This is a genomic window from Pedobacter sp. HDW13, assembly GCF_011303555.1.
Taxonomy (GTDB): domain Bacteria; phylum Bacteroidota; class Bacteroidia; order Sphingobacteriales; family Sphingobacteriaceae; genus Pedobacter.
On the sequence record NZ_CP049868.1, the window covers coordinates 1,079,142 to 1,104,357 of the forward strand.

Below are 25,216 nucleotides of genomic sequence, written 5' to 3' on the forward strand. Positions count from 1 at the left end.
ACTATTCAGTTTCGGGTGTAAATGAAAATGCCAAGGCAATTTTTTCGTCGGTTTTCGGAAAGTCGAAATGTACTTTACCATCAACCAGTTTCCATTTTATTTTTTGGTTATTGTTTACAAGTGTAATGGCTGTTCCTTTTTTAGGAATACTGCCCTTCCATGAAATTTCTTTAACAGGATTATTATCCAATAAACTGATGCCATAAACAGTTTTACCATCTTTACTTTGCGTAAACCAGTTTTGTCCGTCATGATAGTTTTTGGTTATCCTTGTGCCATATATTGCAGCACCATTTTTGGCAGTCCATTGTCCTACTTCGTCTAATCGGGCAATAACATTATCGGGCAAGGTACCATCGGCTTTAGGACCAATACCCAAAAGCAAACTACCACCTTTGGCAACGATTTCTACCAGTTTATGCACTACTTCGCGCGCAGGCTTATACCTGTCGTTCGCAACAAAACCCCATGCCCCGCCTAACGTCATGCAGCTCTCCCAGGGATAATCTAATTGTGTTTCAGGAATTTTCTGTTCTGGTGTCTGGTAATTTTCGAACTGACCATGTACAGTACGATCTACTATGATTAATCCGGGCTGTGCTTTTCTGGCATCGGCAGCAATTTTAGGCATATCAATATCCTGACTCCAATCGGGAATAGGTGCTCCCCACGAAAGTACTTCTTTGTTCACACTTGCGCGTGGACGTACCCAACCACCATCTAACCACAAAATATCGATGCTTCCGTAGTTGTTCATCAACTCCCCAATTTGGTTTTGGGTAAAGCTTTTAAACTTATTCCAGCGCCATGGGTTCTTTCTAATGTCGTAATTGTTGTTTCTATTGGCTGTGGCATATTTATCCCACCAATAATATTGCGAGTGCCAGTCGGGCTTAGAAAAATAAGCGCCAATCATGAAATTTTCTTTGCGGAACGCATCGAATACATATTTGGCTACATCCTTTTTAGGATTATTGGCAAAAGGACCTTTGGCAATGCTAAAATCAGATTCTTTAGTATCGAACATGGCAAAACCATCGTGGTGCTTGGTGGTAAATACCAGATATTTCATGCCCGCACTTTTACCAGCTTTGGCCCATTGTTCGGGATTAAATTTTGTTGGGTTAAACTTTTCGCTAAAACCCCAATACCATTTTTTATAGTCTTCGTATTTAATCGTACTATCTCTATCTATCCAATCCTCAGAGCAGATCGACCATGATTCGATAATGCCGGGTACTGCATAAAGTCCCCAGTGAATGATCATGCCGAATTTTTTATCCTGCCAAGATTCGAGCTTTTGTTTAACGGCAGCATCTTTAGGCCACTCGTAAATTTCCGATTGTGGCATAATATCGTTCTGCTGGGCGGAAGCGTTAAGTACAATAAGAACAAAACAGAAGAGGAAGTAAATTTTTATTTTCATTTGTGTATTATTTGTTTTGCAATGATGATAAAACCATCATTAAGTATAAAATGTCCTGGCCAATAATTGGCCAGGATTAATCAATTTTTGTTACTCTTTTTATTTATTATTATCTATATCCATTCACATAAAACCCAGTAGAAACATAATATGATCCAAGATTCGTACCTCCATAATTACTGACTAAAACTGGTGATGAGCCTCCTACTGAAACATAAATTGGGGCTTCTCCAGGAGCAAGGTTAGCCGTTAGACTATAATAGCCTGGAGAAATCATTACTTGATTATTACTTTGTGCTAAACCGAGGTTGCCTGAGGCAACGTAGCCATATGTGTTATTAAAATTTATTCCACCCCTTATCAAGCCAGATGTAGATGTGTTATTCACCATTATTGATACTTTAGGAAGTGCGTACAAATAACTAATTGCATAAATATCCCAAAAACTAAATCCATTCCAACTATTTAAGGCTGTACCACCATTCATTACCGAAGAGGCGTCTGGATTGACACCGCTGTTGGGAGACGACCCAACCCCTAGGGTATTTGACTCTCCCATTCCATACCAGTTCGTGTGCCTAAAACCAAGGCAATGCCCTATTTCATGCACGAGGTTATATTTTTTTTGACCAGACAAAACCGTTGAAGGTTGCACATAAGCAGAATTAACTACAACATTGGGAAAAGGATTACCATTTAAAGGAAGGCCAGCAGCCGCAATAACATCTGACGGTAAATTCAAACCGCTAGTTGGAGAAATATTGCTTAGGCGAACCGTTATATCTGCTGAAGAACCTGTCACCAGTGACAATCGTATATTACTGTTTTGCAAATCATTATATTCTCCAATTGCCTGTGATACTTCTGTTATCCAATCCAGGTCACCTCCATTATTTGGCATTGAGGCATCAATTCTAATCGTGATGTTTTGTTGTTTGGCTATATCTATCAAATTGCTCTGGCTTTGAATTACCTGTCTGGATGTTACAGATAAAGAATGTTTTGGAATTAAAATATCTCCTTCTATTAAATAATAAGTAGCTAACTCAATAGTTCCAGTTGTATCGTAACCCAATTTTTTTAAATAAGTCAGATCACTTAAACGATTATCTTCAGATTTTAGGGGCGGCACATTACTCTTTTTACACCCATTAATAGTTACAAAGAATAAAACAACGCAAATTACTTTTAAGAGAGTTTTCATAATTTTGATTTAATTAAACGTTAAAAATTATTAGATATTTGATTTTTTTAGCTCATCAGATTTTGTTTAGCCATGGCAATTAAATTAATAAGTAGGATATCTTTTTCTTGGGTATGCTATCTTAATCTTTTTTCATTTTAATTTTTTCGATTTGATACGCGCCAATATTTCTGCCTTGAGTCTGGCCATTCTCAATAGCTGGCCGATAATGAATACCTCCATAAAGCCTGCTAATAGCGGCCTCGTTAGCCGCCTGGTTAAAAGAAGTGAAGCTCCGCACGGGTAATCCAAAATCGGTCTCAGTATTATCCTGAAACTTAAACTTATCACCAAATATTTTAGTAAGCACACATGCTGCAGCAGTTGAAGCTACACTATGCCCGCTTGGATACTCAGGAAAGGGTGGTGTTTGCAAAATTGGCCTCCAGTTTTCGTCTATATTGGCATTTATGAATGTTTCTGGCCTGATGTAATTACTACGGTATTTTTCGTCCCAGCAACTTATAAAGGCATCAAACAGGGCTATACAGGTAGAAGTATAGGCCGAACTACTTTGCATATAATTAAAGTTTTTCAATCGGCTGGCAATACCAGCTATTGAAATCCAATGTGCTCCTGGCGATATCTTTTTCGTTGCGTAGTTCATATGCCCATTCAGATTTAAAAAGAATGGATTACAATCCCAGAATTTGGCAATGTCAAGCTGTTTTTCATCCAGGTTTTTACCGACCGTGTAAACTTCATTTGCATTGATATAAAAAGCACTGTTTTTATCTTTACTGTAAAGAGGAGGGGCAGTAGGTTTAAACTGATCGGCAGTTTTCATAGCAAGAGGCCTTATTCTATTCCAATAAGGTTCTACAGCTGCCATATAACCAGGAGGTGTGGGAGCCCAATTACCTTCTTGTTTTACTAAACTATATCGCCTTAATTTCCGTGTTTCTTTATATTGATCCTGATCCACCCACTTTAGAACCGTATCAGAAACCATTTTACCATACAAAATTGAATTTTGCAATATAGTATCAGGATAGCCTTTAGCTTTGTACCATGAAAGTATGCTGTTTAAACTATCTAAGGCAACCTGCTCTGAAAAAACAAGCCTTTTTCCGATCTGCCAGTAAGCATATGTTGCAGCAACTGAATAGCTGATCTTCTTTTTATCTGGATTTGGAATTCCATTAAAGTTATTCAACTGCCCTTTTAAAGACAAAAACTGACGATTATTTTTAACCTGAATTTCATAGGCAGCAATATTTGCATAAACAAATATCCTACTGGCAACCGGAGGAGAAAATATATCACTAACAATAATATCAGAAAGTGCCTTTTGTGATCTGTGTAAGGGCAAAGGATCATTTTCACTTTTATGCCATTGTGCATTGGCACTCAATGTAGTACTGAAAATAAACAAAAACAAATATCTCTTCATGATGTTGGTTTTAATTATTAACTTTTAGAAGTTCAACCTGATCATTATTTTTAACTACAATGATTTTTTTTGTACCTTCTTTAATTTCAATCATATTTCTAACGTCGCCATCGATATATAATCCTGAATCATAAGGAGCTAATGGTTTAAAATCACCTTTCCCATTTCCAATTAAAAGTAATCCTAAACTGGCATCTGCCTGACCAAGCTGTACCCTGTAAGGATAAAAATTGCCTGCCAAAAGAATATCATCTTTTCCGTCCTTATTAAAATCATCTACAACAATGCCCCATGTTCGCGAAAACTGTGCTTCAATCGGGAGTGATTTGATCGTAAATTTTCCAGTTCCATCATTTAATAAAATAGATGTTTCGAGTTTCTTACAGAAAAATTTTTGACTTTTGTCCAACTGCTCAGGTTTAAATAGCTGATCTATTGTTATATCTGAATAAGCACTATAATTTAAAAATCGCTTTTTTAACTGCACCATCTGATCGAGCAGCTCATCTCTGGATGCCATTGGATAATTTTTACCCTGAATATAGTAGCACATAATCGGATCTATTACCCCATCGCCATTAAAATCTGAGGCATAAATGGTTAATGGTTGCTGATCATTGGCTTTAAACTGATTATTGAGACCACAATTTCCCACGATAAAATCAATGGCACCATCATTATTTACATCAATAGGTACAATTTTACTCCACATGCCATCTGTATTTTCCAAACCAGACGCTTTGTCGTATTGTAAAATTCCATGATTATTTTTAAATTTCTTTAATGGCATCCAATCTCCTCCAATTAACAACTCAGGATATCCATCAGCATTCAAATCCTGCCATACAGCCGTTACAGTCATCCCAACATACTCTAATTCAGGAGAAACTTCTTTTGTTACATCAGTAAATTTTACAACCCCACCTTTTGAATCATTGCGTAATAAATAACTTTTACCACATAAAGGGAATGATCCAGGTTTACTCATACCTCCAACAAAAACATCTAAATCTCCATCTTTATCGTAGTCGGCAATACTGATTGCCTGTTTACTACTCCACATTTTGGGTAACGCATCATTTACCTTAGTAAATATTCCCTTTCCATTATTTAAATATAACCGATCCTGATATTCAGGAGCATTTTCATCATATTCATTTCCACCACTAACTACCCACAAATCCTGACTCCCATCACCATTTGCATCAAAGAAAATAGCATTAACATCTTCACTGGCTTTATCTTCATCCCAAGGTTGGCTTGAGCTCTGGCTATAATTTCCTTGCTTATTTCCTAAAAACAACCGACCAGACTGTCCAATTGCACCACCAATAAAAACATCCATTACACCATCCTGATTAACATCAGCTTTGCACAAAGCAGGCCCATATTTGGATAACTGATAAGGTAACAGGGTTTCACCTTTGAAATCAACAAAGTCGTTTTCGGTATGTTTAAATTTTAATCCCGATTCTGTTGTACCATCAACAAATAGTGGTTTTACCTTAACAATATTTGTTTTTTTATCAATAGCCTCTTCCTGACTAATGGTTAATGTTTGATTTGCTTTTACATGCTCCATCAAACTTTCCCTGCCATCTGGCCAGATAATTTTCACATAACTGAGGTTGGTATTTTTGCCTAAACCAAAACAGATGCTTTGATCTACACTGGATTGATAACCCCTAACTACATATTTTTCCTGATACTGCAGATTATCGGTTGTTTTAACATAAATTTTAGCACCTATTGCTGCTGTATTTAGTCCTGCTCCTTTAAGGTTAATCTTTAAATAATTTGGTTTTTGTAGCTCTAAATTATTCTTATACACCATTACCGGCGAGTTGATGTTGCAAACGATCAAATCCAGATCTCCATCATTATCTAAATCAGCATAAGCAGCACCATTTGAAACTGAAGGTGCAGATATGCCCCACTCGACTGTTTTATTGGTAAAGGTCAGATCGTGATTATTAGAAAAAATATAGTTTGATATTTTATTAGAAGGCATTTTTTTCACCAAATCGAAAGTCTGGAATTTTAAACTACCTTGTTTTAGAGATTCTTTTTGTGCGTTGGCAACTGTGTATTTAAGAAAATCCATATCTGTAAAATCTCTTAAATAACCATTGGAAACAAATAAATCTTTCCAGCCATCATTATCGAAATCGGCAAATAAAGGTGCCCAGCTCCAATCGGTATTAGAAACACCAGCCAGCTGACCGATTTCACTAAAACGTAAACTACCATCTTCGGCAAGCCCTTCATTTAAATGAAGCATATTCCTCATTTGCTGTTGATAATAACCGCTGTCGATTAGCAAATGATACTGGTCATATTCATCTGGTCCCTTAAGTAACTTTTGTCGATGATTATCTTCGGGTAGCATATCAAGCGTGATAATATCCGGGCGGCCATCGTTGTTATAATCGGCAATATCCGATCCCATTGAATATTTGGAGATATGCTTAATAGATTTCCGGATACTTTCTGAAAAAGTGCCATTCTTATTGTTCATATAAAGGCAATCCTGCTCGGTATAATCACTCGAGGTATAAATGTCAGGCCATCCATCGTTATTTAAATCGCTTACAGCAACACTTAATCCAAAATTTAAGGCATTATTAATTATCCCGGAGGTTAATGTAACATCTGTAAAATGAAATTGATTGCCTTTAGAATCATTTCTAAATAAACGATTCCCGAATTTCATATTGGGTGTAGAACGAACTTTTTTGGTATTTAAAAAGGGTTTATAGGTTTGGTTAGAATGATTTAGTAAAAACATATCTAAGTCACCGTCATTATCATAATCAAAAAATGCAGCCTGGGTAGACTGAGTTCCAGGCGCATCCAAACCATAGGCCTCAGCCATTTCTTTAAAAACTGGCACGCCACTTTTTACTCCCTGATTAATAAATAGTTCATTTTTAAGCTTGTTATCTGGAAATTTACCAGAATGACAAACGTATATATCAGGCAGCCCATCTGCATTTACATCAGCAATACATACTCCCGTTGCCCAGGTACCGTTTCCACTTACATGAGCCTTATTGGTAATGTCTTCAAACTTTAAATTGCCCTTATTAAGGTATAATTTATTATCTACCTCATTGGCTGAAAAAAAAATGTCGGGTAAGCCATCGCCATTAAAATCGGCCACACCAACCCCCGATCCATTATACAAATATTCATAATTCATAATATGTAACGAATCGGTTTCGACTACTTTATTTACAAAATCAATATTGGTTTCCTTTGCAGATAATAAAGTAAATAAAGGCGTTTGGCCATTGGCATTTTTAACAACAAACGCCAGCACTGAGAATAGAAGTGCAGATAACCACATTGTTATTTTCATGATAATTTTTATTAGATCAGGCCAAAAAATTAAACTACACTATTCTTTGTAAGTCTACTTACTTTAAGACAATTTGTTCATCATTCTCTTTATAAGGCAAAAACACAAGTAACATAGTCAGCATCTCGTCGGTAGATTTCATATCATTTGCTGAGTAAACGTTTCGTGGTGGACTACTGGGATTATGAGGATTTTCCTTAGTATTGTCATATGTACCCTCTATTGTTAATATGGAGCCTTTCGGAATTTTCACCAATTTTTTAAACTGGTATATTTCCTGCCATCTAAAATCCCAAGAAGGGATGGAAACAAGCTGTATGGTATCTTTTTTAGGTGTAACGGCGTATGATTTAAACACTTTACCCAAATAATGCATATGAGGCCAAATATATAACAGAGATTGGTCTTGTGGAGTGGTAATTTTTAGTTCAAACTTCCTTACCGAATCAGCTGGAATAAAAAAATAAGGCTCAATAGACTTTTCGCCTACACCCGCCGATCCTAAACTAATTACCTCAACCTTTCTTTCAATTGGTGCTTTCTTAAAAAAGAAATTTACACCCGAAATATTCTCTTCTTCTTTTGAAACCGGAGCATAATGTATGGTTAACAATATGACACCGCGCTTTGGCATAACCCAGCCAAAGTTATTGGGATAAGATTCGTAAGAGGTGCCTGGAATCCAGCCCCCATAATAGGTCATCGTTTTTTTAAAGGGGAAATATTGAGAATACTTGGTTCTATCGTCTTCTGTTAAATTCAAAAATTCAGCTCCCTGGTTAATGTCTACATCACTAGCCACAGGGTGAATAGCAAAGTTGGCATGGTGCACAACCTTCTTATTGGACGAAAAAAACTCTATTGCTTCTACATTTTTTTCTGTACCAATATCAAAAGGGATTTTAAAAACGATAAACCGTTCTTTGTTATCGCCTAATACTTTAAATGCTGAGGTTGTTTTTAAAACAAGGTCAGGTTTTCTTGAATACTGAGTGCCTTCTATATATGTTTTAACAGCAATTTTTGGTATTTCACCTGCGTCGCCCATCGGCATTTTAGCATCAACCCATTTAACTATGATTTGCTTTTCTTCATTGGTTAAAGATCTATCGTTCTTAAATAACCGATAGTGATTATCTGGTTTCCACGGTGGCATGTAACCAGACTGCGTTACTTTTTTTATAAAAGAAGCTCTTTTTGCAACATCTTCATAGGTTAATAATGAAAATGGAGCCGCTTCACCAGGCCTATGGCAGGACTGACACTTATTCTGAATAATGGGTGCAACATCTTTATAGTAAGTTATTTTTTGGGCTTTTGCACTATTCAAAATAGATAATACACCCATTACAACAGCAATACTTTTTAATAATAGTAAAGATTTCAGACTCATTATATATCGTTAATTAAGCATCCAACAGGGATCGTTTTTTTAAATGTTTGTTTGCCGTTTATTTGGTCTTTTATAGCTTGTTCAAGGTATTTTTCTGTAATTACCAGCCGTTTTTGACCGAGTGAGGATGCCCAGTTGTCAATTAATCCACTGTACATTATAACTCCCATTTTATTTATTAAAAAAACTTCGGGTGTGGTGGTAGCACCTAAATATTTTGACAATTTCTTATTCCGGTCTGTTAATAAATCGAAGTTGATACCATATTCGTTTTTGAGCTCAGTTATATCTTTTAATGAATAGCTGTTACCTGGGATCACGCCATAAAAATTAATCTGTTTATTGGCGTTTTGAAGTTTTACCAAGCCAGGCAAATAATTTTTGCATAAAGGACACTCAGGGCTTAAAAATACAATAACTATTGTTTTATCTAGATTAATACGGCTTTCTTTTCCGCTTAAATTTACCAATTTGATTGTCTCTATTTTGGTAGCAGATACTAGATTTCCCTGGGCTTGAATCCATAAAGGAACAAGAGCTATGGTTAAGAAAAAAATCAGTCGAAAAAAAACATTAAATAATTTCATTGCTTTTAATTAAAAAGAACCCTTAATAAAGCTACTAAGGGTTCTTTTAATTTAGTGATTATTTTTTATCCCACCAAACGCGACCAAAGGCATCGTTTGGTCCGCTTCCAAAATCAGGATTTTTAGCCATTTCGGCAATAGCTGCCTGCTGATTTGCATAGTTTAAATTGGTAGTGCTTAACAAATCAATACCTGCTCTACGTGCTAAAACAAGTGGTGTACCGTTTGCTTTCAAGTCAGACCAAGCTAACACTGATGTAGTATTAGGAAAACCTGTTCTTTTCCACCATGCCCATGCTTCTAAAGGTTGTCTGAAAAAATCAAGATAAGCCTGACATGCAATTTGATCAGTTGCTTTAGTTGCATCGAATTTAACGCCCACTTTGTTGTAGTAGGTATCAATGGCAGGAGTGGTTACTGCGTTAAAGTTTGCTACCTTGGCGTCAACAGCTCTATCGCTATAGAATTGAACTGAAGCATAAACTCCATTTTTATACCAGGTTTCAGCCACATCTGTGGTAACACCACGAGCTGCAAGGTCTGCACGCAAAAAGCAATACTCAGCATAAGTTAAAACAGGATAAAATCCTTTGCCTGTACCAGCACCTAAGCCATCACTTTCATTAAAGTTAGGTGTAAATAACCTGTGCTGCAATTGCGATAAATTGTTAATAGATGCATATAATGGTGCATTTGCAGGTAATTTAGCTTCATCAGGGCTGGTAAAACTACCTACATAATTTCCTGCTGCATTTGGACGATAGAAGGCCGATAACCTCGGGTCGCCTTTTGCTACCATAAAATCCAATACAGGTTTACCTGCTGCAAAATTTGCAGGGCTAAAGTTACCGCCACCATCTGCATAAGATGGGCCAACTTTAAGCATCCATGAATCATTAACACCCGACATTTGCACCGGATCAGCTAATACTTCTGTAGCAATTGCTTTCATTTTGGTAGGATCTACCTTAATTAAGCGTATGGCTATTTTTAAACGTAATGCATTTGCTGCTTTAGCCCAAAGTGTAGCATCTCCATTAAAATAAGGATCATTTCCTCCAAGGCTGATCTGCCCGGCTGCATTGCTTTTTAAAGTAGTTACTGCTGCTTTTAATTCGGCATCAACCTTTGCAAATATCGCCTGTTGGGTATCGTAAGCTGGCGTTGTAGTACCGCCATATCTCGCCTGAAAAGCCTGAGCGTAGGGAATACTTCCGTTAATATCGCTCACGTAGAATGCGTAATACGATAAAAGTATTTGTGAAATTGCTTTCATGTTTACCCTGGCATTTTTATCAGCATCAGGCATCGCTTCAATATTTTTTATTGCATCGACTAAAGCCGGACCTAATCTGCCATAAAATATTTTACCGTAACGGGTGTTGAATTGTGAGCCAACATTATTAAAGTTTAACCCATTTCCTGTACTCAACGTAGCATATTGCATCCATAAATTGGACGCACGGTAAACATCCGCAAAATACTCGAAATCGTCTTGCGAACCCACTGCCGCACGAAGAAACTGATCTTCGGGTTTAACTTCGTATAACGTAGTAGGGTTCAAATTTGCCTCTACAAAGCTCTCCTTTTTACAGCCGCCCGCTACAAGCAAGCCTGAAACCATCAGGAAATATATTTTTGTTTTATTTATAGTCTTCATATCTGTATTTCTTTAATAATTAAAACGACGCCCTGATATTAAAACCTAAACTTCTAACCAAAGGCCAGCCACCATATTCAGCAAAAGCACCTGCTCTATTGCTAAAAATACTTTCAGGATTAATACCATCCTTCGCTGTTTTATACAAATAGGCGATATTTCTACCTGTTAAATTTAAGCTTAAAGTATTGATCTTTAATTTACTTAAATATTTGCTAGGCACGTTGTATCCTACAGTTATCTCGCGAAGTGCTACCCATGAATTTTCAAATACTGAATACTCTCTGATACCACTTGACCATTGACTTAAGTTTTCATAATAAGCATAAGCCGGAATTGGCTTTAACAAACCTTGTTTAACCGCATCGGCATAAGTCATTCCACCTAAATCTACTCCATTAGCTTTTAATCCATCGTTTAATACACCATCCGGAATAATACCATCATGCTGTACCATGCCGTTCGCATCCGTATAAGTTACACCACCTGATGCTTCATCTCTACCAAAAAGTGAATTCGCAAACGAACCATTAGCAGATCCATATTGATGGGTTCCTGAAGCCATTAAACCTCCAATTTTTGCATCGATCTGAAAACCTAACGTAAAGTTTTTATAAGATAACTCTTGTCTGGTACTTGCAAGATAATTCTCCATCATAGTACCTAAATTTTTCTTAGTACCGTCATAATCCTGAGATCTTACAAAAGTGTAATAACCACCAGTGGTTCCATAACCTGTATTACCCAATACTTTTTTGCCGTTGCTTGGGCTGGCAATTGGATTGCCGCTTGCATCTTTCTTTTGATAATATGAAAAAGCAGAACCCGTAATCAATGAGCCATATATTTCGCCTACTCTGGCAACCGAAGTGATATCGTTACCAAAAGCTAAATCCAGGTCGTAGTTTTCAACTCCAGGTGCCAATTCTATGATTTTGTTGCGGTTACGTGTAAAAGTAACTGAGGCATTCCAGTTAAAATCTTTTGATACGATTGGCTTTCCAGTTACTAAAACTTCAATACCTTGATTTTGGATGTTACCTGCATTTAAAGCTTGTGAATTAACACCAGATTCTTGTGGCAAAGAAAAACTCAAAATTTGGTTATAAGAATTTTTCTTATAATAAGCAAAATCAATGTTGATACGGTTCTTTAAGAATCCTAAATTGGTTCCAATTTCCAGTTCCTTGGTTAACTCATTCTTTAAATTGTTGTTTTTAAGAATATTGTCGCTAAACCCATAAACCGATTGGTTACCGCCATTCGCATTATTAAAAGTACCATCCTGTAATTTATAATACCCATCAGTATTAGTCTGCTGCGGTTTTGCTGATAATCCAGTAGCTGAGTATGTTGCCCTTAACTTACCAAAAGAGAGTATCGAACTATTTTTGAATGCAGGTAATTCGGTAAAGATCCACGACAAACCTACACTTGGATAATAGTATGAATAATTACCGTGACCATCTCTATAAGTGAGTGCCGATGACCAGTCATTTCTACCGCTAAAGTTTAAGGTTAACATGTTTTTCCAAGTAATATCACCATACAAATAAACCGCATCAGTACGCTCACCTAAGTTTGGATAGGCACTTGTTGATGCTGGATTAATTGAGTTTGCAATAGAATATACATCGGCAATTTTAAGCCCGCCATTGGTGTACGATCTGTTGTAAAAAGCAGAGTTACCAAGGTTTTTTTGATAAGTTTCCGCTCCTATTGAGGCATTCAATTCAAAATCATTTGATAACTGCTTACTTGCATTTAACAAGCCCTGAATACGATAAGATTTATTGGTATTTTGTGATATTTCATAATCGCCCCCGAGAATGCAACACCACTACCTCTATTTTTTCTTTCGTAGGCAATATTATAAAAGTTTGTATTGGTTCTTACCAAAGCAGAAAGCCATGGAAGGATTTTGATATTTACATCAATATTGGCTAACAAATTATTTTCCTTTTGAGTTCTGTTATCATTTTCAAGTCCAAATGCAAATGATCCGATACCATAAGGATCGTAAAGATTACGATTGCTAGAGCCTAAAGCACCGCCCGTTACCGGATTGATATTGTTATTAATATAGGTACTTAAATCTACGTTTCTGGGTTTATAATAAGTAAATGCAAATAAAGGGTTATTCGCACTTCCTTGTCTTGCCGGATTTAATGAATTCGACATAGTATAATTTATACTCGCATCAACCGAAATTGCTTTTGAAATTACCCGGGTTACCCTAAGTGCAAACGCATCTCTTTTTAAATTATTACCAGGTAAAACACTTGAATTATATAAATTGGTATAAGCTAAACGATAGGTTGTGTTTTCATTTGCACCTTCAACCGATACGTTAGTATTGATAAACTTTCCTGTATTAAAATAATCTAATGGATTATTGGCTACCCATGGTCTAACTACCCCATCTAAATCCTTAACCATTCTTCCATCCAATTTAGGTCCAAAAGAATATCCACCTACATAATAACCAGCCTGCTGATCAACAACATCCATCCCATTTGCATCTTTTGCAAATACAGGTGAAATTCCACCTCCATACTCATTTTGAAGATCTACAAATTTATAAGCATCATCGAAAGAACTGGTTTGCGATACGGTTACGCCTAAACCCTTGGTAGCTTTACCCTTCTTAGAAGTAATAAGGAGTACACCACCCGCAGCTCTAGAACCGTATAGTGACGACGCAGCAGCTCCTTTTAATACACTAATGCTTTCGATATCATCAGAGTTAATGTTTTTCATGATGTTACCAAAATCTGCTGCATCACCCCATGAATCTGCTCCGGAAGTACCTTGATCAAGTAATATACCATCGTAAACCACTAAAGGTTGGGTATTTGAACTTAAAGATGAGTTACCCCTGATTCTGATTCTCGAAGAAGATTGAGGTCCACTGGCACCCTGGTTAATCATAACCCCTGCTACCTTGCCTTGTAAAGCATTTACCACATTGGAGTTATTAGCCTGCGCTAACTCTGCACCACCTACAGCTGTTGCAGAATAACTTAACCTTTTTACTTCTTTTTTAACACCAAAGCCAGTAACAATAACTTCGTTCAGTGACTTGGAATCATCGTTCATAACAATAATTAGGTTAGCAGAAGCCGAAACCTCTTGAGTTACCAGACCTAAAGATTTAACAATTAATTTTGCTCCATCTTTAACGGTAAGGCTAAATTTACCATCCGCGTTGGTAGACGTTCCGTTTTGAGTTCCCTTTTCGAGGATACTTACTCCGGGGATAGGGCTACCAGCAGCGTCCTTTACCGTGCCGGTAACATTCTTTTGTGCAAAAGCTGTTATTGTTAAAAAACACAATAACAATATGCTTAAACACCTTAAGTACATTTTTTTCATAATTTATTTTGTTTAGTTAAGATTAGTTAAAATAATTTTCGAATTTAATTTCTCAGCCTTTTTGTTCTCTCATTTATTCTGGGGTTAGTTAAAAAAAAATATTTATTTAGTTTAGTTTTAGTTAATCAAATAAGCTATTTTCTACCATTAAACTGGCCGCTGCCAATAATTCGGCCTCATTTGTTAATGTAGAAAACTTAATATCTGTTTGTTCGGCGATACGGGGAATACAAAACTCGTTTAGTGCCTGTTGTATTGGCGGGAGCAGCATTTTTCCGGCCTTAGCACCCTGCCCGCTTAAAACAATCCGTTCAGGATTTAAAATATGTATTAAAGTAGCCAACCCCTTGCCGATCTGAAATGCTGCATCAGCCAAAATAGAAATGGCTACAGGGTCTTGTTTTATAACCGCATGTAAAAAATGATCAACATGGCTTTTAGTTTCATCCTTAAATAAGGTTCTTAAACTAGTTTCTTCACCATTCATTACCGCAGCTTCTGCTTTTTGAACCATGACCAAAAGAGAAGTTTCTACTTCTAAACAGCCTCGTTTACCACACGAACATAAGGTATTTGACTCAGACAATGGAATATGACTAAATTCGCCAGCATAACCACTACTGCCCCTATATAATTTGCCGTTAATAATCAAACCTAAGCCCGTACCCAAGCCAATATTAACTACGAGCACATCTTTTAAGTTCCTTGCTTCACCAAAATTTAATTCTGCCAGCGCGATCAAACTCGAATCGTTATCGATATAAACAGGTAAGTTTAATTGTTTAGATAAATAATCCTGCAAGCTAATATCGCCTTCAACCTGCATAAAAGAATAGTTTACGCCACGCTCTGCATTAACAAAGCCCGGCATCCCTATCCCTATACCTAACAAATACTCCTTGCTAATGGTCGATTTTGTTATACAATCATCAATAAAAGCTATTAACCCATCCACACTTTTACCCTCAGCCATATCTAAATCAATGGTCTGAGTAGGCAAAACCTGATGGTTTGACAAATCATATATGGTTAACTGGGTGGTTAACTGATCCATGGCTACAGCTATTATGTACCTTTTATAATTAGGGTTCAATAAAAAATTCAATGCGCGACGTCCCCCTGTTGAAGGGGCTAATCCTTGCTCGATAATTAAACCATCCTCCATTAAAGCATTAACAGTGGAGGTAATCAGCGGCAAGCTTTTCTTTGTGCGTTTACTTAAATCAGTTAGGGACGATTTTTTTTTATAGTAAAGCAGCTTAATGATGTCGGCTCGTAATCTTTGTGCTTTCTTAATAGTTGCTGACATTTTACATTTGGTTTACATAAAATTATAAAAAAAAATAAAAGAAACGAAATCTTTTTAAAAAAATTAAAAAGAAATCCAATTATTAGCATTTTATCATTTCAACTAATCGTTAATTAATTTGAAACAATAAAACAATCACATAGGTAAATACCCACTCAGATTAGCTTCCAAGCACTATTTTAGCTAACAAGGGAAGCAGCGATCAAAAGATACGAGTTAAGCGTAATTCGTATTATTAATGACTCTAAGAAAAAAAGGTGATTTTGGCACAAAAAAAAGGCCTGCATAAAATGCAAGCCTTAAATGAGTTAATTAAAAATGGTTTAATGAATTCCCATAAACAATCTGCTCCACCTTATTTTATGTAAGAAAGAAGCTGTACTATCCCAGCTCATCCAAACAAACAGGGCTTTACCAACAATATGATCTTCAGGCACAAAGCCCCAGTAACGAGAGTCAGCAGAGTTATGGCGGTTATCACCCATCATCCAGTAATAATCCATTTTAAATGTATAACTTGTAGCTGGCTTATCGTTAATAAACCACTTACCGTCTTTTTGCTCTACCTTATTGCCTTCGTAAGTTCTGATGGCGCGATAATAAAGTGGCATTGTATTACTGTCGATCTGCACCGTCCATCCTTTTACCGGAATTTTAATCGGACCAAAATTATCACGATTCCAAACTCTCTTCGGATCGTTAGGAAAAACCCCACCCGGAACTTCTCCAGCCGGATCGGGACTTAAAGTTACCGATTTTACAAAATCCAGTGCTTTCAGTTTATCTGCAATTTCTGATGAGGCATCAACAATATAGGTGTTGTCTGCCACTGCAGGAGTATTTCCGAGGTTCAGTTTAAATTCATCCAGTGCCGAATAATTAAAATCCATTGTTTTAAATTCGATACGATATGGCATCATGCCTGTATTTTTTAATGGTTCGGCTTTACCATTTATGCTGGCAATACCGTTACTCATCGAAATTACATCGCCCGGAATACCGATACAGCGTTTAATAAAATTCTCGCGTTTATCAACAGGCCTATCTACAATAGTGTAAGTGCTGCGTACCTGCTCGCGTCCCATGCTCCGAACCAACTCGTAATAACTGGCTACCTGATTTTCTACTGCAACAGTATCACCTTCGGGGAAGTTGAAAACCACCACATCGTTTCTTTTAATTTTTGATAAACCCGGTAAACGGTGGTATTTCCATTGAACGCCATCCCAATATGCTTTGGTTGAAGTTGTTAAAGGCATGGTGTGGTGTGCGAAAGGAAAGGCAACCGGCGTCATTGGGATACGTGCGCCATAATTTACCTTACTTACAAAAAGGAAATCGCCGATCAGTAACGAACGCTCCATCGATCCTGACGGAATGGTATAAGCTTCGATAAAGAATACACGGATGATGGTTGCAGCTACTACAGCAAAAACAATAGCATCTACCCACTCGCGGGTTTTCGTTTTCTTCTTCTTAGTGGCATCTTTTTTTCTCTGCCAGAATTTATAATTCATATATCTTAATTTTGGTCTGCGATTTTATTTAATCGACTACCTGTTATCTGCATTTCCTTTGGTGTGATTTCACAGATTAAGCGATATCACAGATTTATTTAGCGATTTGATCTTTCAGCTTTAGTACCAGTCCTATTCAAAAATATCTGTAATACTGAAAAATCCTTTTTTATCTTTCACCCACTCTGCTGCCACCACTGCACCTAAAGCAAAACCAGCACGGTTATGTGCGGTATGTTTAATTTCTATTTCATCAACCTCGCTACTGTAAATTACTGTATGCGTACCAGGAATATTTTCAATCCTGTGCGACTCAATCAGTAATTGATCAGCTTTCGGAAACAACTCTACATCGGTTCCCACCACTTCATTTAACCACTCTTGTTTGCGTTCAAGATTTTCAACAATCCCTCTGCCAGTGTAATGGCTGTTCCGCTTGGCGAATCCAGTTTCTGGGTATGGTGAATTTCTTCTACCTGCACCTCGTAAGCCGGATAATTATTCATCAGTTTAGCCAGTGTTTGGTTAAGTTTAAAGAACAGATTTACGCCAATACTGAAGTTAGACCCATAAAGTAAGGTATTGTTACTTTTATCGCAGTCATCTTTTACTTCCTGTAATTTGCCATACCAACCAGTTGTGCCTACAACTACCGGCACATTGGCATCAAAACAGGTATCAATATTTTTTAAAACCGAATCGGGTGTACTAAAATCGATAGCAACATCTGCAGCCTTTAAATTTTCGCGGGTTAAATCTTTCTGATTATCGATAGTTATTTTTAAAACGATTTCGTGACCGCGTTCGAGAGCAAATTTTTCTATAATCTGCCCCATTTTGCCGTAACCTAAAAGCGCAATTTTCATCTATATATTATATTAAAGGTGATTAAAAAGATCATCAATTATAAGCATTTTGTTGTTGGCAATAACATGATCGTTTTATTGAGATTAAAATGTGAGTGATAATTTGAGTGCAGGCGTGGCGTTGAAGCCGAACACCGTGTTCGTGTTGATCATTGTTGGCATGACTTTTACGGTCCCCAGATTATCATCGATGTTAAAGAAATGCAGTCGAGCGGCAACATAGGCATCAACAATATTGGCAAAATAAACCAAACCATAAGAGAAAAGCACAATCTGCCTGTTTCTTCTGTAAGTATCCTTACGTAAGGTTATTCCTGAAGTTGAATATCTGGCACCGAAAGGTCCATTAGGATCAGGTGTTCCATTATTCAAATCGCGATATTGAAGCTCTTTCAGCGATAAATTATACTGCTTGGTACTTTCGATATAAGACATAGTAAGCACCGTAATACCACCATAAATGGCTGCTATTTTGCCTCCTGTATAAATTTTTTGCCAAAACTGGCTTTTGCCAGCCCTGGTTCCATAACCATCGCTAAGTAATTGCATGTTGTACAGCTGTCCCCAGCCTGGTATAATCATCGATCTAAAAACCGCCTTTCTACCGGCAACTTTGCCAGGGTTAACGTATTTGGCTTTCATCGAATCCTGGCGGGTTACCGGCTGCTTTGCCCCTCCCTTACCAATTGGTACTACCACTTTCGTTTTTGTGGTATCAGCAGATTTTAATACAGTATCCTTTACCTGCGCACTTGCCAGGTTTACAATAAAAAATGTAAATAAAGAAAGTAGTATTAAAAGCTTCGTTTTTTGCATTACCAATCTAATAATTCTAAAATCCTGTTCAGGTCGTCGTCGCTCATAAATGGGATTTCTATTGCCCCTTTACCATTCTGGGTTACTTTTAATTTTACCCGGGTGGCAAATTTAGAAGCCAAATCGTCCTGTAGTTTTTGATATTGGAAAGAAACTGCCTTTACTTTTGGTTTGTCGGCTGCTTTTAAGGGTACATGCTGTAAGTTACGCACCAATTCTTCAACCTTCCGAACTGAAAGACCCTTTTCAAGGATTTCCTGGTGAATATACAACTGCCTGTCTACACCATCTACATTGATTAATGCTCTGGCGTGCCCCATTGAAATTCGCTGATCGCGGATAGAAGCCTGAATAGCGGGTGGAAGTTTTAACAGACGCAGATAGTTGGTTACCGTAGTACGGTTTTTACCTACCCGTTCGCCCAATTGCTCTTGCTTTAAACCCACCTCATCAATCATCCTTTGGAAACTCAAAGCCACCTCAATGGCGTTTAAATTTTCGCGTTGGATATTTTCAATCAATGCCATTTCCAGCATCTGCTGATCGTTGGCACTACGGATATAAGCCGGAACCTGAGTTAGGCCAGCCAGTTTTGAGGCCCTGAACCTACGTTCGCCCGAAATTAACTGGTATTTGTTTGCGCCAAGTTTCCTAACGGTAATTGGCTGAATCAGCCCCTGCACTCTGATCGAATCGGCAAGCTCGTTTAAAGCAACCTGATCAAATTCGGTACGCGGCTGGTAAGGATTGGTTTCAACTTCTGTTAAATTTACATGACTGATATTGCCAACCTGCTCGGTTTCGCTTACAGCATTTACCTGCTGTTTCGGTGGATGAGCAGCTTCGCTATCATCTAAAAGCGCACTTAGCCCTCTTCCTAAACCTGTTTTTCGCTGAAAAGATGTCATCTATAATTTATAAAGTTGCTGTTCCAATATTTTCTTCTTCTTTTAACAAGCCGTTCTTTTTTACAATTTCGCGGGCAAGGTTAAGGTAGTTAATGGCACCTTTACAGTTTGCATCGTGCATAATTACCGAAACGCCATAACTTGGTGCCTCACTTAAACGGGTGTTACGCTGAATAATGGTTTCGAAAACCAGTTCGTTGAAGTGTGTTTTAACTTCTTCTACTACCTGGTTCGATAAACGTAAACGCACATCGTACATGGTTAATAAAATACCTTCAATTTCCAGATCTGTATTTAAACGGTTCTGTACAATTTTAATGGTATTTAATAATTTACCCAAACCTTCAAGGGCGAAATACTCGCACTGTACCGGAATAATTACCGAATCGGCTGCTGTTAAAGCATTAATGGTAATTAAACCCAATGATGGAGAACAATCGATAATGATAAAATCGTACTGATCTTTAATTTTCTCCAAAACCGCTTTCATTTTATACTCGCGGTTGTTCAGGTTAATCATTTCAATCTCCGCACCCACTAAATCGATGTGCGCGGGTAATAAATCTAAATTTGGTGTATCAGTTTTTTGAATCGCCTGTAAAGGGTCGATATCATTAATAATACACTCATAAATACTATCTTTTATATTCCGGGGATCGAAACCGATACCGGATGTTGAATTTGCCTGTGGATCGGCATCAACTAACAAAGTTTTATATTCTAGTACGGCTAAACTAGCAGCCAGGTTTATTGATGAAGTTGTTTTACCAACACCACCTTTTTGATTTGCTAATGCAATAATTTTGCTCATCTATGTATCAGAAATTTACTTAACGTTTACTGGGGCTGTGTTATTTATACTTTTTAATTGGCAAAAAGTTCTATTTTTGCGTTGTTTACGGCCTTTTTCACAATCAGCTAAGATACAAACTATATGGCAATTTTAGCAACAAGCGCATTCGGGTTTTGAACATCTTATTAACAATTATCCATGATTACAATTATAGCCGCAACCAACAGGTACAATAGCAATACGTTAAAAGTTGCCAAATATTACCAAAAGCAACTAAAAGAAAAAGGTGCCAATGCTACAGTATTCAGTTTGGAGCACCTGCCTATTGACGTGCTTAATACTGATATGTACGGCAAAAGATCGGATGCTTTCCAAAAAATCCAGGATATGATTAATGAGACTCAAAAATTCATTTTCGTTATGCCCGAATACAACGGCAGCTACCCTGGTGTGTTGAAAGTATTAATAGATGCCTGCAATTTCCCGGATAGTTTTTACGATAAAAAAGCAGCTTTAGTGGGCATTTCATCAGGAAAATATGGCAACATAAGGGGCGTTGACCACTTTACAGGGGTTTGCCACTATATCCATTTAAACATCTTACCCTTGCGCCTGCATATCCCCAACATTAAAACAGAACTGGATGCTGAGGGGAATTTAATAAAAGAAGATACGATTAAGTTTACCAACGAGCAGATTGATAAGTTTATCAATTTTTAAGATTCTGTTTTTTCCCACAAAAGGCACTAAATTCTACTGAAAGGTGCTAACTATTGAGCACTATCAGGCCATGTAATTTCATATATAAAATCTTATAACAATATACTTTATAGCGCATTTTAGTATCAGCCATTTTTTTGCTTACTTGGCAGCTTAAAAAACAGGTATGAAAAAAAATATTTTAACGCTGATACTCTCGTTTATTTCGCTTTCAATTTTTGCGCAGGAAGGGTATTGGCAACAGCACCTTACCTATAACATTGACGTAACCTTAAACGATACAGAAAAATCGTTAACTGGTGCAGAAACGATTGTTTACAAAAACAATTCGCCTTCAACACTAGAATTTATCTGGTTTCATATATGGCCCAATGCTTATAAAAACGAAACAACGGCGCTATTTCAACAACTAAAAAACGATCCCTCCCGAAAAAAGAAATTAAGTAAATACACTTATGGCAATCTGGAAGATCTTAGCTTTAAAATAAATGGAGCTGCTGCAAAAACAGAGGCACACCCCAATCCGCAATACATTGATATTGTTAAGGTATTGCTCCCGTCACCATTAAAACCAGGCGATTCGATAACCATCAATTCTGACTTTAAAGTGAAGCTGCCCAGCTATTTTTCTCGTTCGGGATATGCCGAAACCCAATTTATGGTTACACAATGGCACCCTAAACCCGCAGTTTTTGACAAAGATGGCTGGCACGAATTTCCTTACCTCGATATGGGCGAGTTTTACAGTGAATATGGCGATTACAGGGTAAACATTACCCTACCGGCAGCGTATGTTTTAGCCGCAACAGGCGTAATGCAAAATGCCGAAGAGCTCGAAATCTATAAATCGATAGGTGCAAGAAATAGCGCAAACAAGGAGGGGAAGCCGTTCCTTTATGAACCAAAAACCGGAACAAAAAAGATTAGTTATGCCATTAATAACGTACCCGACTTTGCCTGGTTTGCCGATAAAGACCTGGTTATCCAGTATGATACCGTAAAATTGGCCTCTGGTAAAATGATAGATGCTTTTAGCTATTACCACAATAAAAAGAAATCGCTATGGGTAAACAGTATCGATTATATTAAAGATGCAACCAGGAAATATAGCGAGTGGATTGGCGAATATGAGTATCCGGTTGTACAGGCTATAGAAGGACCTAAAAATAATTCTAGTGGAGGAATGGAGTACCCTACAATTACTTTGATTACCAGCCCCGATGCAAAAGCAACAAGTTTGGATGCAATAATTACACATGAGGTTGGCCACAATTGGTTTATGAGTATGCTGGGCAGTAATGAACGCATGCATACCTGGCAGGATGAGGGTTTAAATACCTATTTCCAGTTTAGGTATGAAGCAGAGAAGTATAAGGCAAACTCGATTTTTGGGGATGCAATACCGGCACAGGTAAAAGAACTACCAACAGATAAATTTCAGGCAAGTATTTATAATGCTTTGTCCAGCATCCCGATGAAATCGGCTATTGAAACACCTGCAGCCAATTTTTCTACTTCTGATGAATATGGATTGATTTCTTATATGAAAACTGCACTTTGGTTATATTTATTAGAATCTGCAGTCGGCAGAGATAAAATTGATCTGGCGTTTAAAACATATTTTGCTCAATGGAAAAACAAACACCCAACACCAGAAGACATGAAAGCCTCTTTTGAAAAATCGCTGGGATCGAACCTCAACCAATTTTTTAAGATGTTACACACGGAAGGGCAGTTTAAATAATCCTTTTACAAACACCCTTTTTTGATAAAAACCCTTCCAAAACGGAAGGGTTTTTTTATGTCAAAAATTTTTCACACAGGCAAAAAACAACATAAACAACTATAAGTAAGCAACTTAAATAGATCAGCATTTTCAACGGCACAAGCTTTGGCATTAGCGATTCATCAATCATTTAAGTTATGACAATTATCCTGTTTCTAATCCTAATCCTGCTCTGCTGGGCAACTTACCTTTCTATCGATTGGTTTGAAAAAATCTGAACAACATGTTAGCACTATTTATCATCGCTATGGCCGTATTTATCTATATGATTTACGTGCTGATTAAACCCGAAAAATTTTAACCTCTAAAAGGGAATTTAAAACATTAAAAAATGAACACTGAATTAATTGGCATCATTGCCACCTTTCTGCTCACCTTAATTATTGCCATTCCTTTGGGTAAATACCTGGCTAAAGTTTTTGCAGGAGAAAAAGTTTGGACAGACTTTTTAAAACCGCTCGAAAACGCTATCTATAAACTTTCAGGTATCAACATTAAAGAGCAGATGAACTGGAAACAACAGTTAAAAGCCTTGCTAACCATCAATATCCTCTGGCTGGTTTATGGCTTTTTTGTATTGATATTTCAAGATAAACTGCCTTTCAATCCTGATGGCAACCCCGGCATGACTCCCGATTTAGCTTTTAATACCATTATCAGCTTTGTAGCCAACTGTAATCTGCAACATTATTCGGGTGAGAGTGGCGTAAGTTACTTAACCCAGCAGTTTGTACTGATGTTCCTGCAGTTTGTGAGCGCCGCAACAGGTATTGCCGCAGCAGTGGTAGTATTTAAAGCTTTCAGAGATAAAACTGCAACCCAATTGGGCAACTTCTGGGAGTTTTTTGTGAAGGCCATTACACGTTTGTTATTGCCTTTATCAGTTATAGTTGCTTTAATCTTAACTTTTAATGGCACACCAGCAAGTTACGAAGGCAAAGATCAATTCATTTCGATGCAGGGCGATACTGTAAATGTTTCTCGCGGACCCGCAGCACAAATGATAGCCATAAAACATCTGGGTACGAATGGTGGTGGGTATTTTGGTGCAAATTCTGCCCACCCATTCGAAAACCCGAGCTATATAACCAATATGGTTGAGGTTATTGCACAAACAATTATTCCTATAGCCATGATTATTGCCTTCGGTTATTTTATCCGCAGGAAAAAGCTGGCCTGGACCATATTTGGTGTAATGACCATTGGTTTATTTATGCTAATGATCCCAACCGTAACCTCCGAACTTGGCGGTAACCCTGCCATTGCCAAAATGGGCATTTCGCAGGCTACGGGTGCTATGGAAGGTAAAGAAGTAAGGCTTGGTCCTGCTGCAACTGCTTACTGGAGCACTTTAACTACGGTAATTTCTACCGGTTCGGTTAATGGTATGCACGACAGCACCATGCCACTTACCGGCTTATGGCAGCTGTTAGCCATGATGATTAACGCCATTTACGGTGGTTGTGGCGTAGGTTTACTAAACTATTTCATTTATTTAATTATTGCAGTATTTATTTCGGGCTTGATGGTAGGTCGAACACCCGAATTTCTGGGTCACAAAGTTGAGGCGCGCGAAATTAAGATTGCGGCACTCATAACCTTGTTAAGTCCCTTCTTAATTCTGGCCGGAACCGCAATTGCCAGTTATGTATTTACTAACCATGGTAATGCTGCCTGGGCAGTGCAACCTAAAGCCTGGTTAAACAACCCCGGGTTCCATGGCTTTTCCGAAATGCTTTACGAGGTAACCTCATCTAACGCCAACAATGGTTCGGGTTTTGAAGGTCTGGGTGACAATAACATTTTCTGGAACGTTTTAACCGGAGTAATTATTTTCCTTGGCCGCTTCTTACCAATTATTGGTCCAGTAGCCATTGCAGGTTTATTGGCAGGTAAAAAGTTCATCCCCGAATCGGCTGGTACCTTAAAAACAGATACCAAAACATTTGCACTGATGACCTTTGCCGTAATCCTGGTGTTAAATGCACTATCCTATTTCCCGGCCCTGGCTTTAGGTCCGCTGGCAGAATACTTTACTATGCTTAAATAGACTATGGTAAATG

At 37.6% G+C, this 25,216-nt stretch carries 18 protein-coding genes and 1 pseudogene; 4 read left to right on the top strand and 15 right to left on the bottom strand.

Translation table 11 applies throughout. From position 1 onward, the window contains the following. Position 1: 1 nt before the first annotated feature. From G7074_RS04395 to G7074_RS04460, 15 genes and pseudogenes are all read right to left on the bottom strand, one after another. Complete coding sequence (locus tag G7074_RS04395) at positions 2 to 1,426, bottom strand: alpha-L-fucosidase (RefSeq protein WP_124558786.1); 1,425 nt, start codon at positions 1,424 to 1,426, stop codon at positions 2 to 4. Between the two features lie 109 nt (positions 1,427 to 1,535). Further along, positions 1,536 to 2,630, bottom strand: a complete 1,095-nt coding sequence (locus G7074_RS04400) for a M57 family metalloprotease (protein WP_124558785.1) — start codon at positions 2,628 to 2,630, stop codon at positions 1,536 to 1,538. 121 nt (positions 2,631 to 2,751) lie between these two features. Further along, positions 2,752 to 4,062, bottom strand: a complete 1,311-nt coding sequence (locus G7074_RS04405) for a vanadium-dependent haloperoxidase (RefSeq protein WP_166207144.1) — start codon at positions 4,060 to 4,062, stop codon at positions 2,752 to 2,754. Between the two features lie 10 nt (positions 4,063 to 4,072). Beyond that, positions 4,073 to 7,423: a VCBS repeat-containing protein gene (locus G7074_RS04410; RefSeq protein WP_205944155.1), complete on the bottom strand. Its 3,351-nt coding sequence runs from the start codon at positions 7,421 to 7,423 to the stop codon at positions 4,073 to 4,075. Between the two features lie 58 nt (positions 7,424 to 7,481). After that, positions 7,482 to 8,816 carry a cytochrome c gene (locus tag G7074_RS04415; protein WP_124558783.1) on the bottom strand — a complete coding sequence of 445 codons (1,335 nt, stop codon included), beginning with the start codon at positions 8,814 to 8,816 and terminating at the stop codon, positions 7,482 to 7,484. Next, a complete protein-coding gene (locus tag G7074_RS04420; protein WP_166207147.1) occupies positions 8,816 to 9,403 on the bottom strand; it encodes a redoxin domain-containing protein in 588 nt (195 codons plus the stop codon). The genes G7074_RS04415 and G7074_RS04420 overlap by 1 nt, the downstream gene beginning before the upstream one ends. Positions 9,404 to 9,461: 58 nt before the next feature. Continuing rightward, positions 9,462 to 11,063: a SusD/RagB family nutrient-binding outer membrane lipoprotein gene (locus G7074_RS04425; RefSeq protein WP_124558781.1), complete on the bottom strand. Its 1,602-nt coding sequence runs from the start codon at positions 11,061 to 11,063 to the stop codon at positions 9,462 to 9,464. A 19-nt stretch (positions 11,064 to 11,082) separates the two neighbouring features. Continuing rightward, entirely contained in the window at positions 11,083 to 12,834 is a 1,752-nt protein-coding gene (locus G7074_RS26510; protein ID WP_205944156.1) for a TonB-dependent receptor, read from the bottom strand. After that, entirely contained in the window at positions 12,828 to 14,438 is a 1,611-nt protein-coding gene (locus tag G7074_RS26515) for a TonB-dependent receptor plug domain-containing protein (protein WP_205944157.1), read from the bottom strand. Before G7074_RS26515 ends, G7074_RS26510 begins: the two co-directional genes overlap by 7 nt. A gap of 121 nt (positions 14,439 to 14,559) precedes the next feature. Continuing rightward, positions 14,560 to 15,747, bottom strand: coding sequence for an ROK family protein (locus G7074_RS04435; protein WP_124558780.1), 1,188 nt, complete (start codon positions 15,745 to 15,747; stop codon positions 14,560 to 14,562). 323 nt (positions 15,748 to 16,070) lie between these two features. Then, positions 16,071 to 17,264, bottom strand: a complete 1,194-nt coding sequence (lepB, locus tag G7074_RS04440; RefSeq protein ID WP_124558779.1) for a signal peptidase I — start codon at positions 17,262 to 17,264, stop codon at positions 16,071 to 16,073. A 132-nt stretch (positions 17,265 to 17,396) separates the two neighbouring features. After that, positions 17,397 to 18,130, bottom strand: a pseudogene (dapB, locus tag G7074_RS04445) (4-hydroxy-tetrahydrodipicolinate reductase). Between the two features lie 84 nt (positions 18,131 to 18,214). Then, a complete protein-coding gene (locus G7074_RS04450) occupies positions 18,215 to 18,946 on the bottom strand; it encodes a DUF5683 domain-containing protein (protein ID WP_124558777.1) in 732 nt (243 codons plus the stop codon). Continuing rightward, the gene (locus tag G7074_RS04455) at positions 18,946 to 19,854 is read right to left on the bottom strand and encodes a ParB/RepB/Spo0J family partition protein (protein WP_124558776.1); all 909 of its coding nucleotides are present in this window, start codon (positions 19,852 to 19,854) and stop codon (positions 18,946 to 18,948) included. The genes G7074_RS04450 and G7074_RS04455 overlap by 1 nt, the downstream gene beginning before the upstream one ends. Before the next feature lie 7 nt (positions 19,855 to 19,861). Then, positions 19,862 to 20,665: a ParA family protein gene (locus tag G7074_RS04460; protein ID WP_124558775.1), complete on the bottom strand. Its 804-nt coding sequence runs from the start codon at positions 20,663 to 20,665 to the stop codon at positions 19,862 to 19,864. A gap of 180 nt (positions 20,666 to 20,845) precedes the next feature. Between G7074_RS04460 and G7074_RS04465 the strand changes: the two genes are divergently transcribed. The 4 genes from G7074_RS04465 to kdpA all read left to right on the top strand — a co-directional run bounded on the left by G7074_RS04465 (position 20,846) and on the right by kdpA (position 25,203). Beyond that, complete coding sequence (locus G7074_RS04465; RefSeq protein WP_124558774.1) at positions 20,846 to 21,367, top strand: NADPH-dependent FMN reductase; 522 nt, start codon at positions 20,846 to 20,848, stop codon at positions 21,365 to 21,367. Between the two features lie 166 nt (positions 21,368 to 21,533). Further along, positions 21,534 to 23,111: a M1 family metallopeptidase gene (locus G7074_RS04470; RefSeq protein ID WP_166207150.1), complete on the top strand. Its 1,578-nt coding sequence runs from the start codon at positions 21,534 to 21,536 to the stop codon at positions 23,109 to 23,111. 289 nt (positions 23,112 to 23,400) lie between these two features. Continuing rightward, complete coding sequence (locus G7074_RS04475; RefSeq protein ID WP_240916547.1) at positions 23,401 to 23,454, top strand: potassium-transporting ATPase subunit F; 54 nt, start codon at positions 23,401 to 23,403, stop codon at positions 23,452 to 23,454. Positions 23,455 to 23,484: 30 nt separating this feature from the next. Further along, positions 23,485 to 25,203 carry a potassium-transporting ATPase subunit KdpA gene (kdpA, locus tag G7074_RS04480; RefSeq protein ID WP_124558772.1) on the top strand — a complete coding sequence of 573 codons (1,719 nt, stop codon included), beginning with the start codon at positions 23,485 to 23,487 and terminating at the stop codon, positions 25,201 to 25,203. Positions 25,204 to 25,216: the final 13 nt, after the last annotated feature.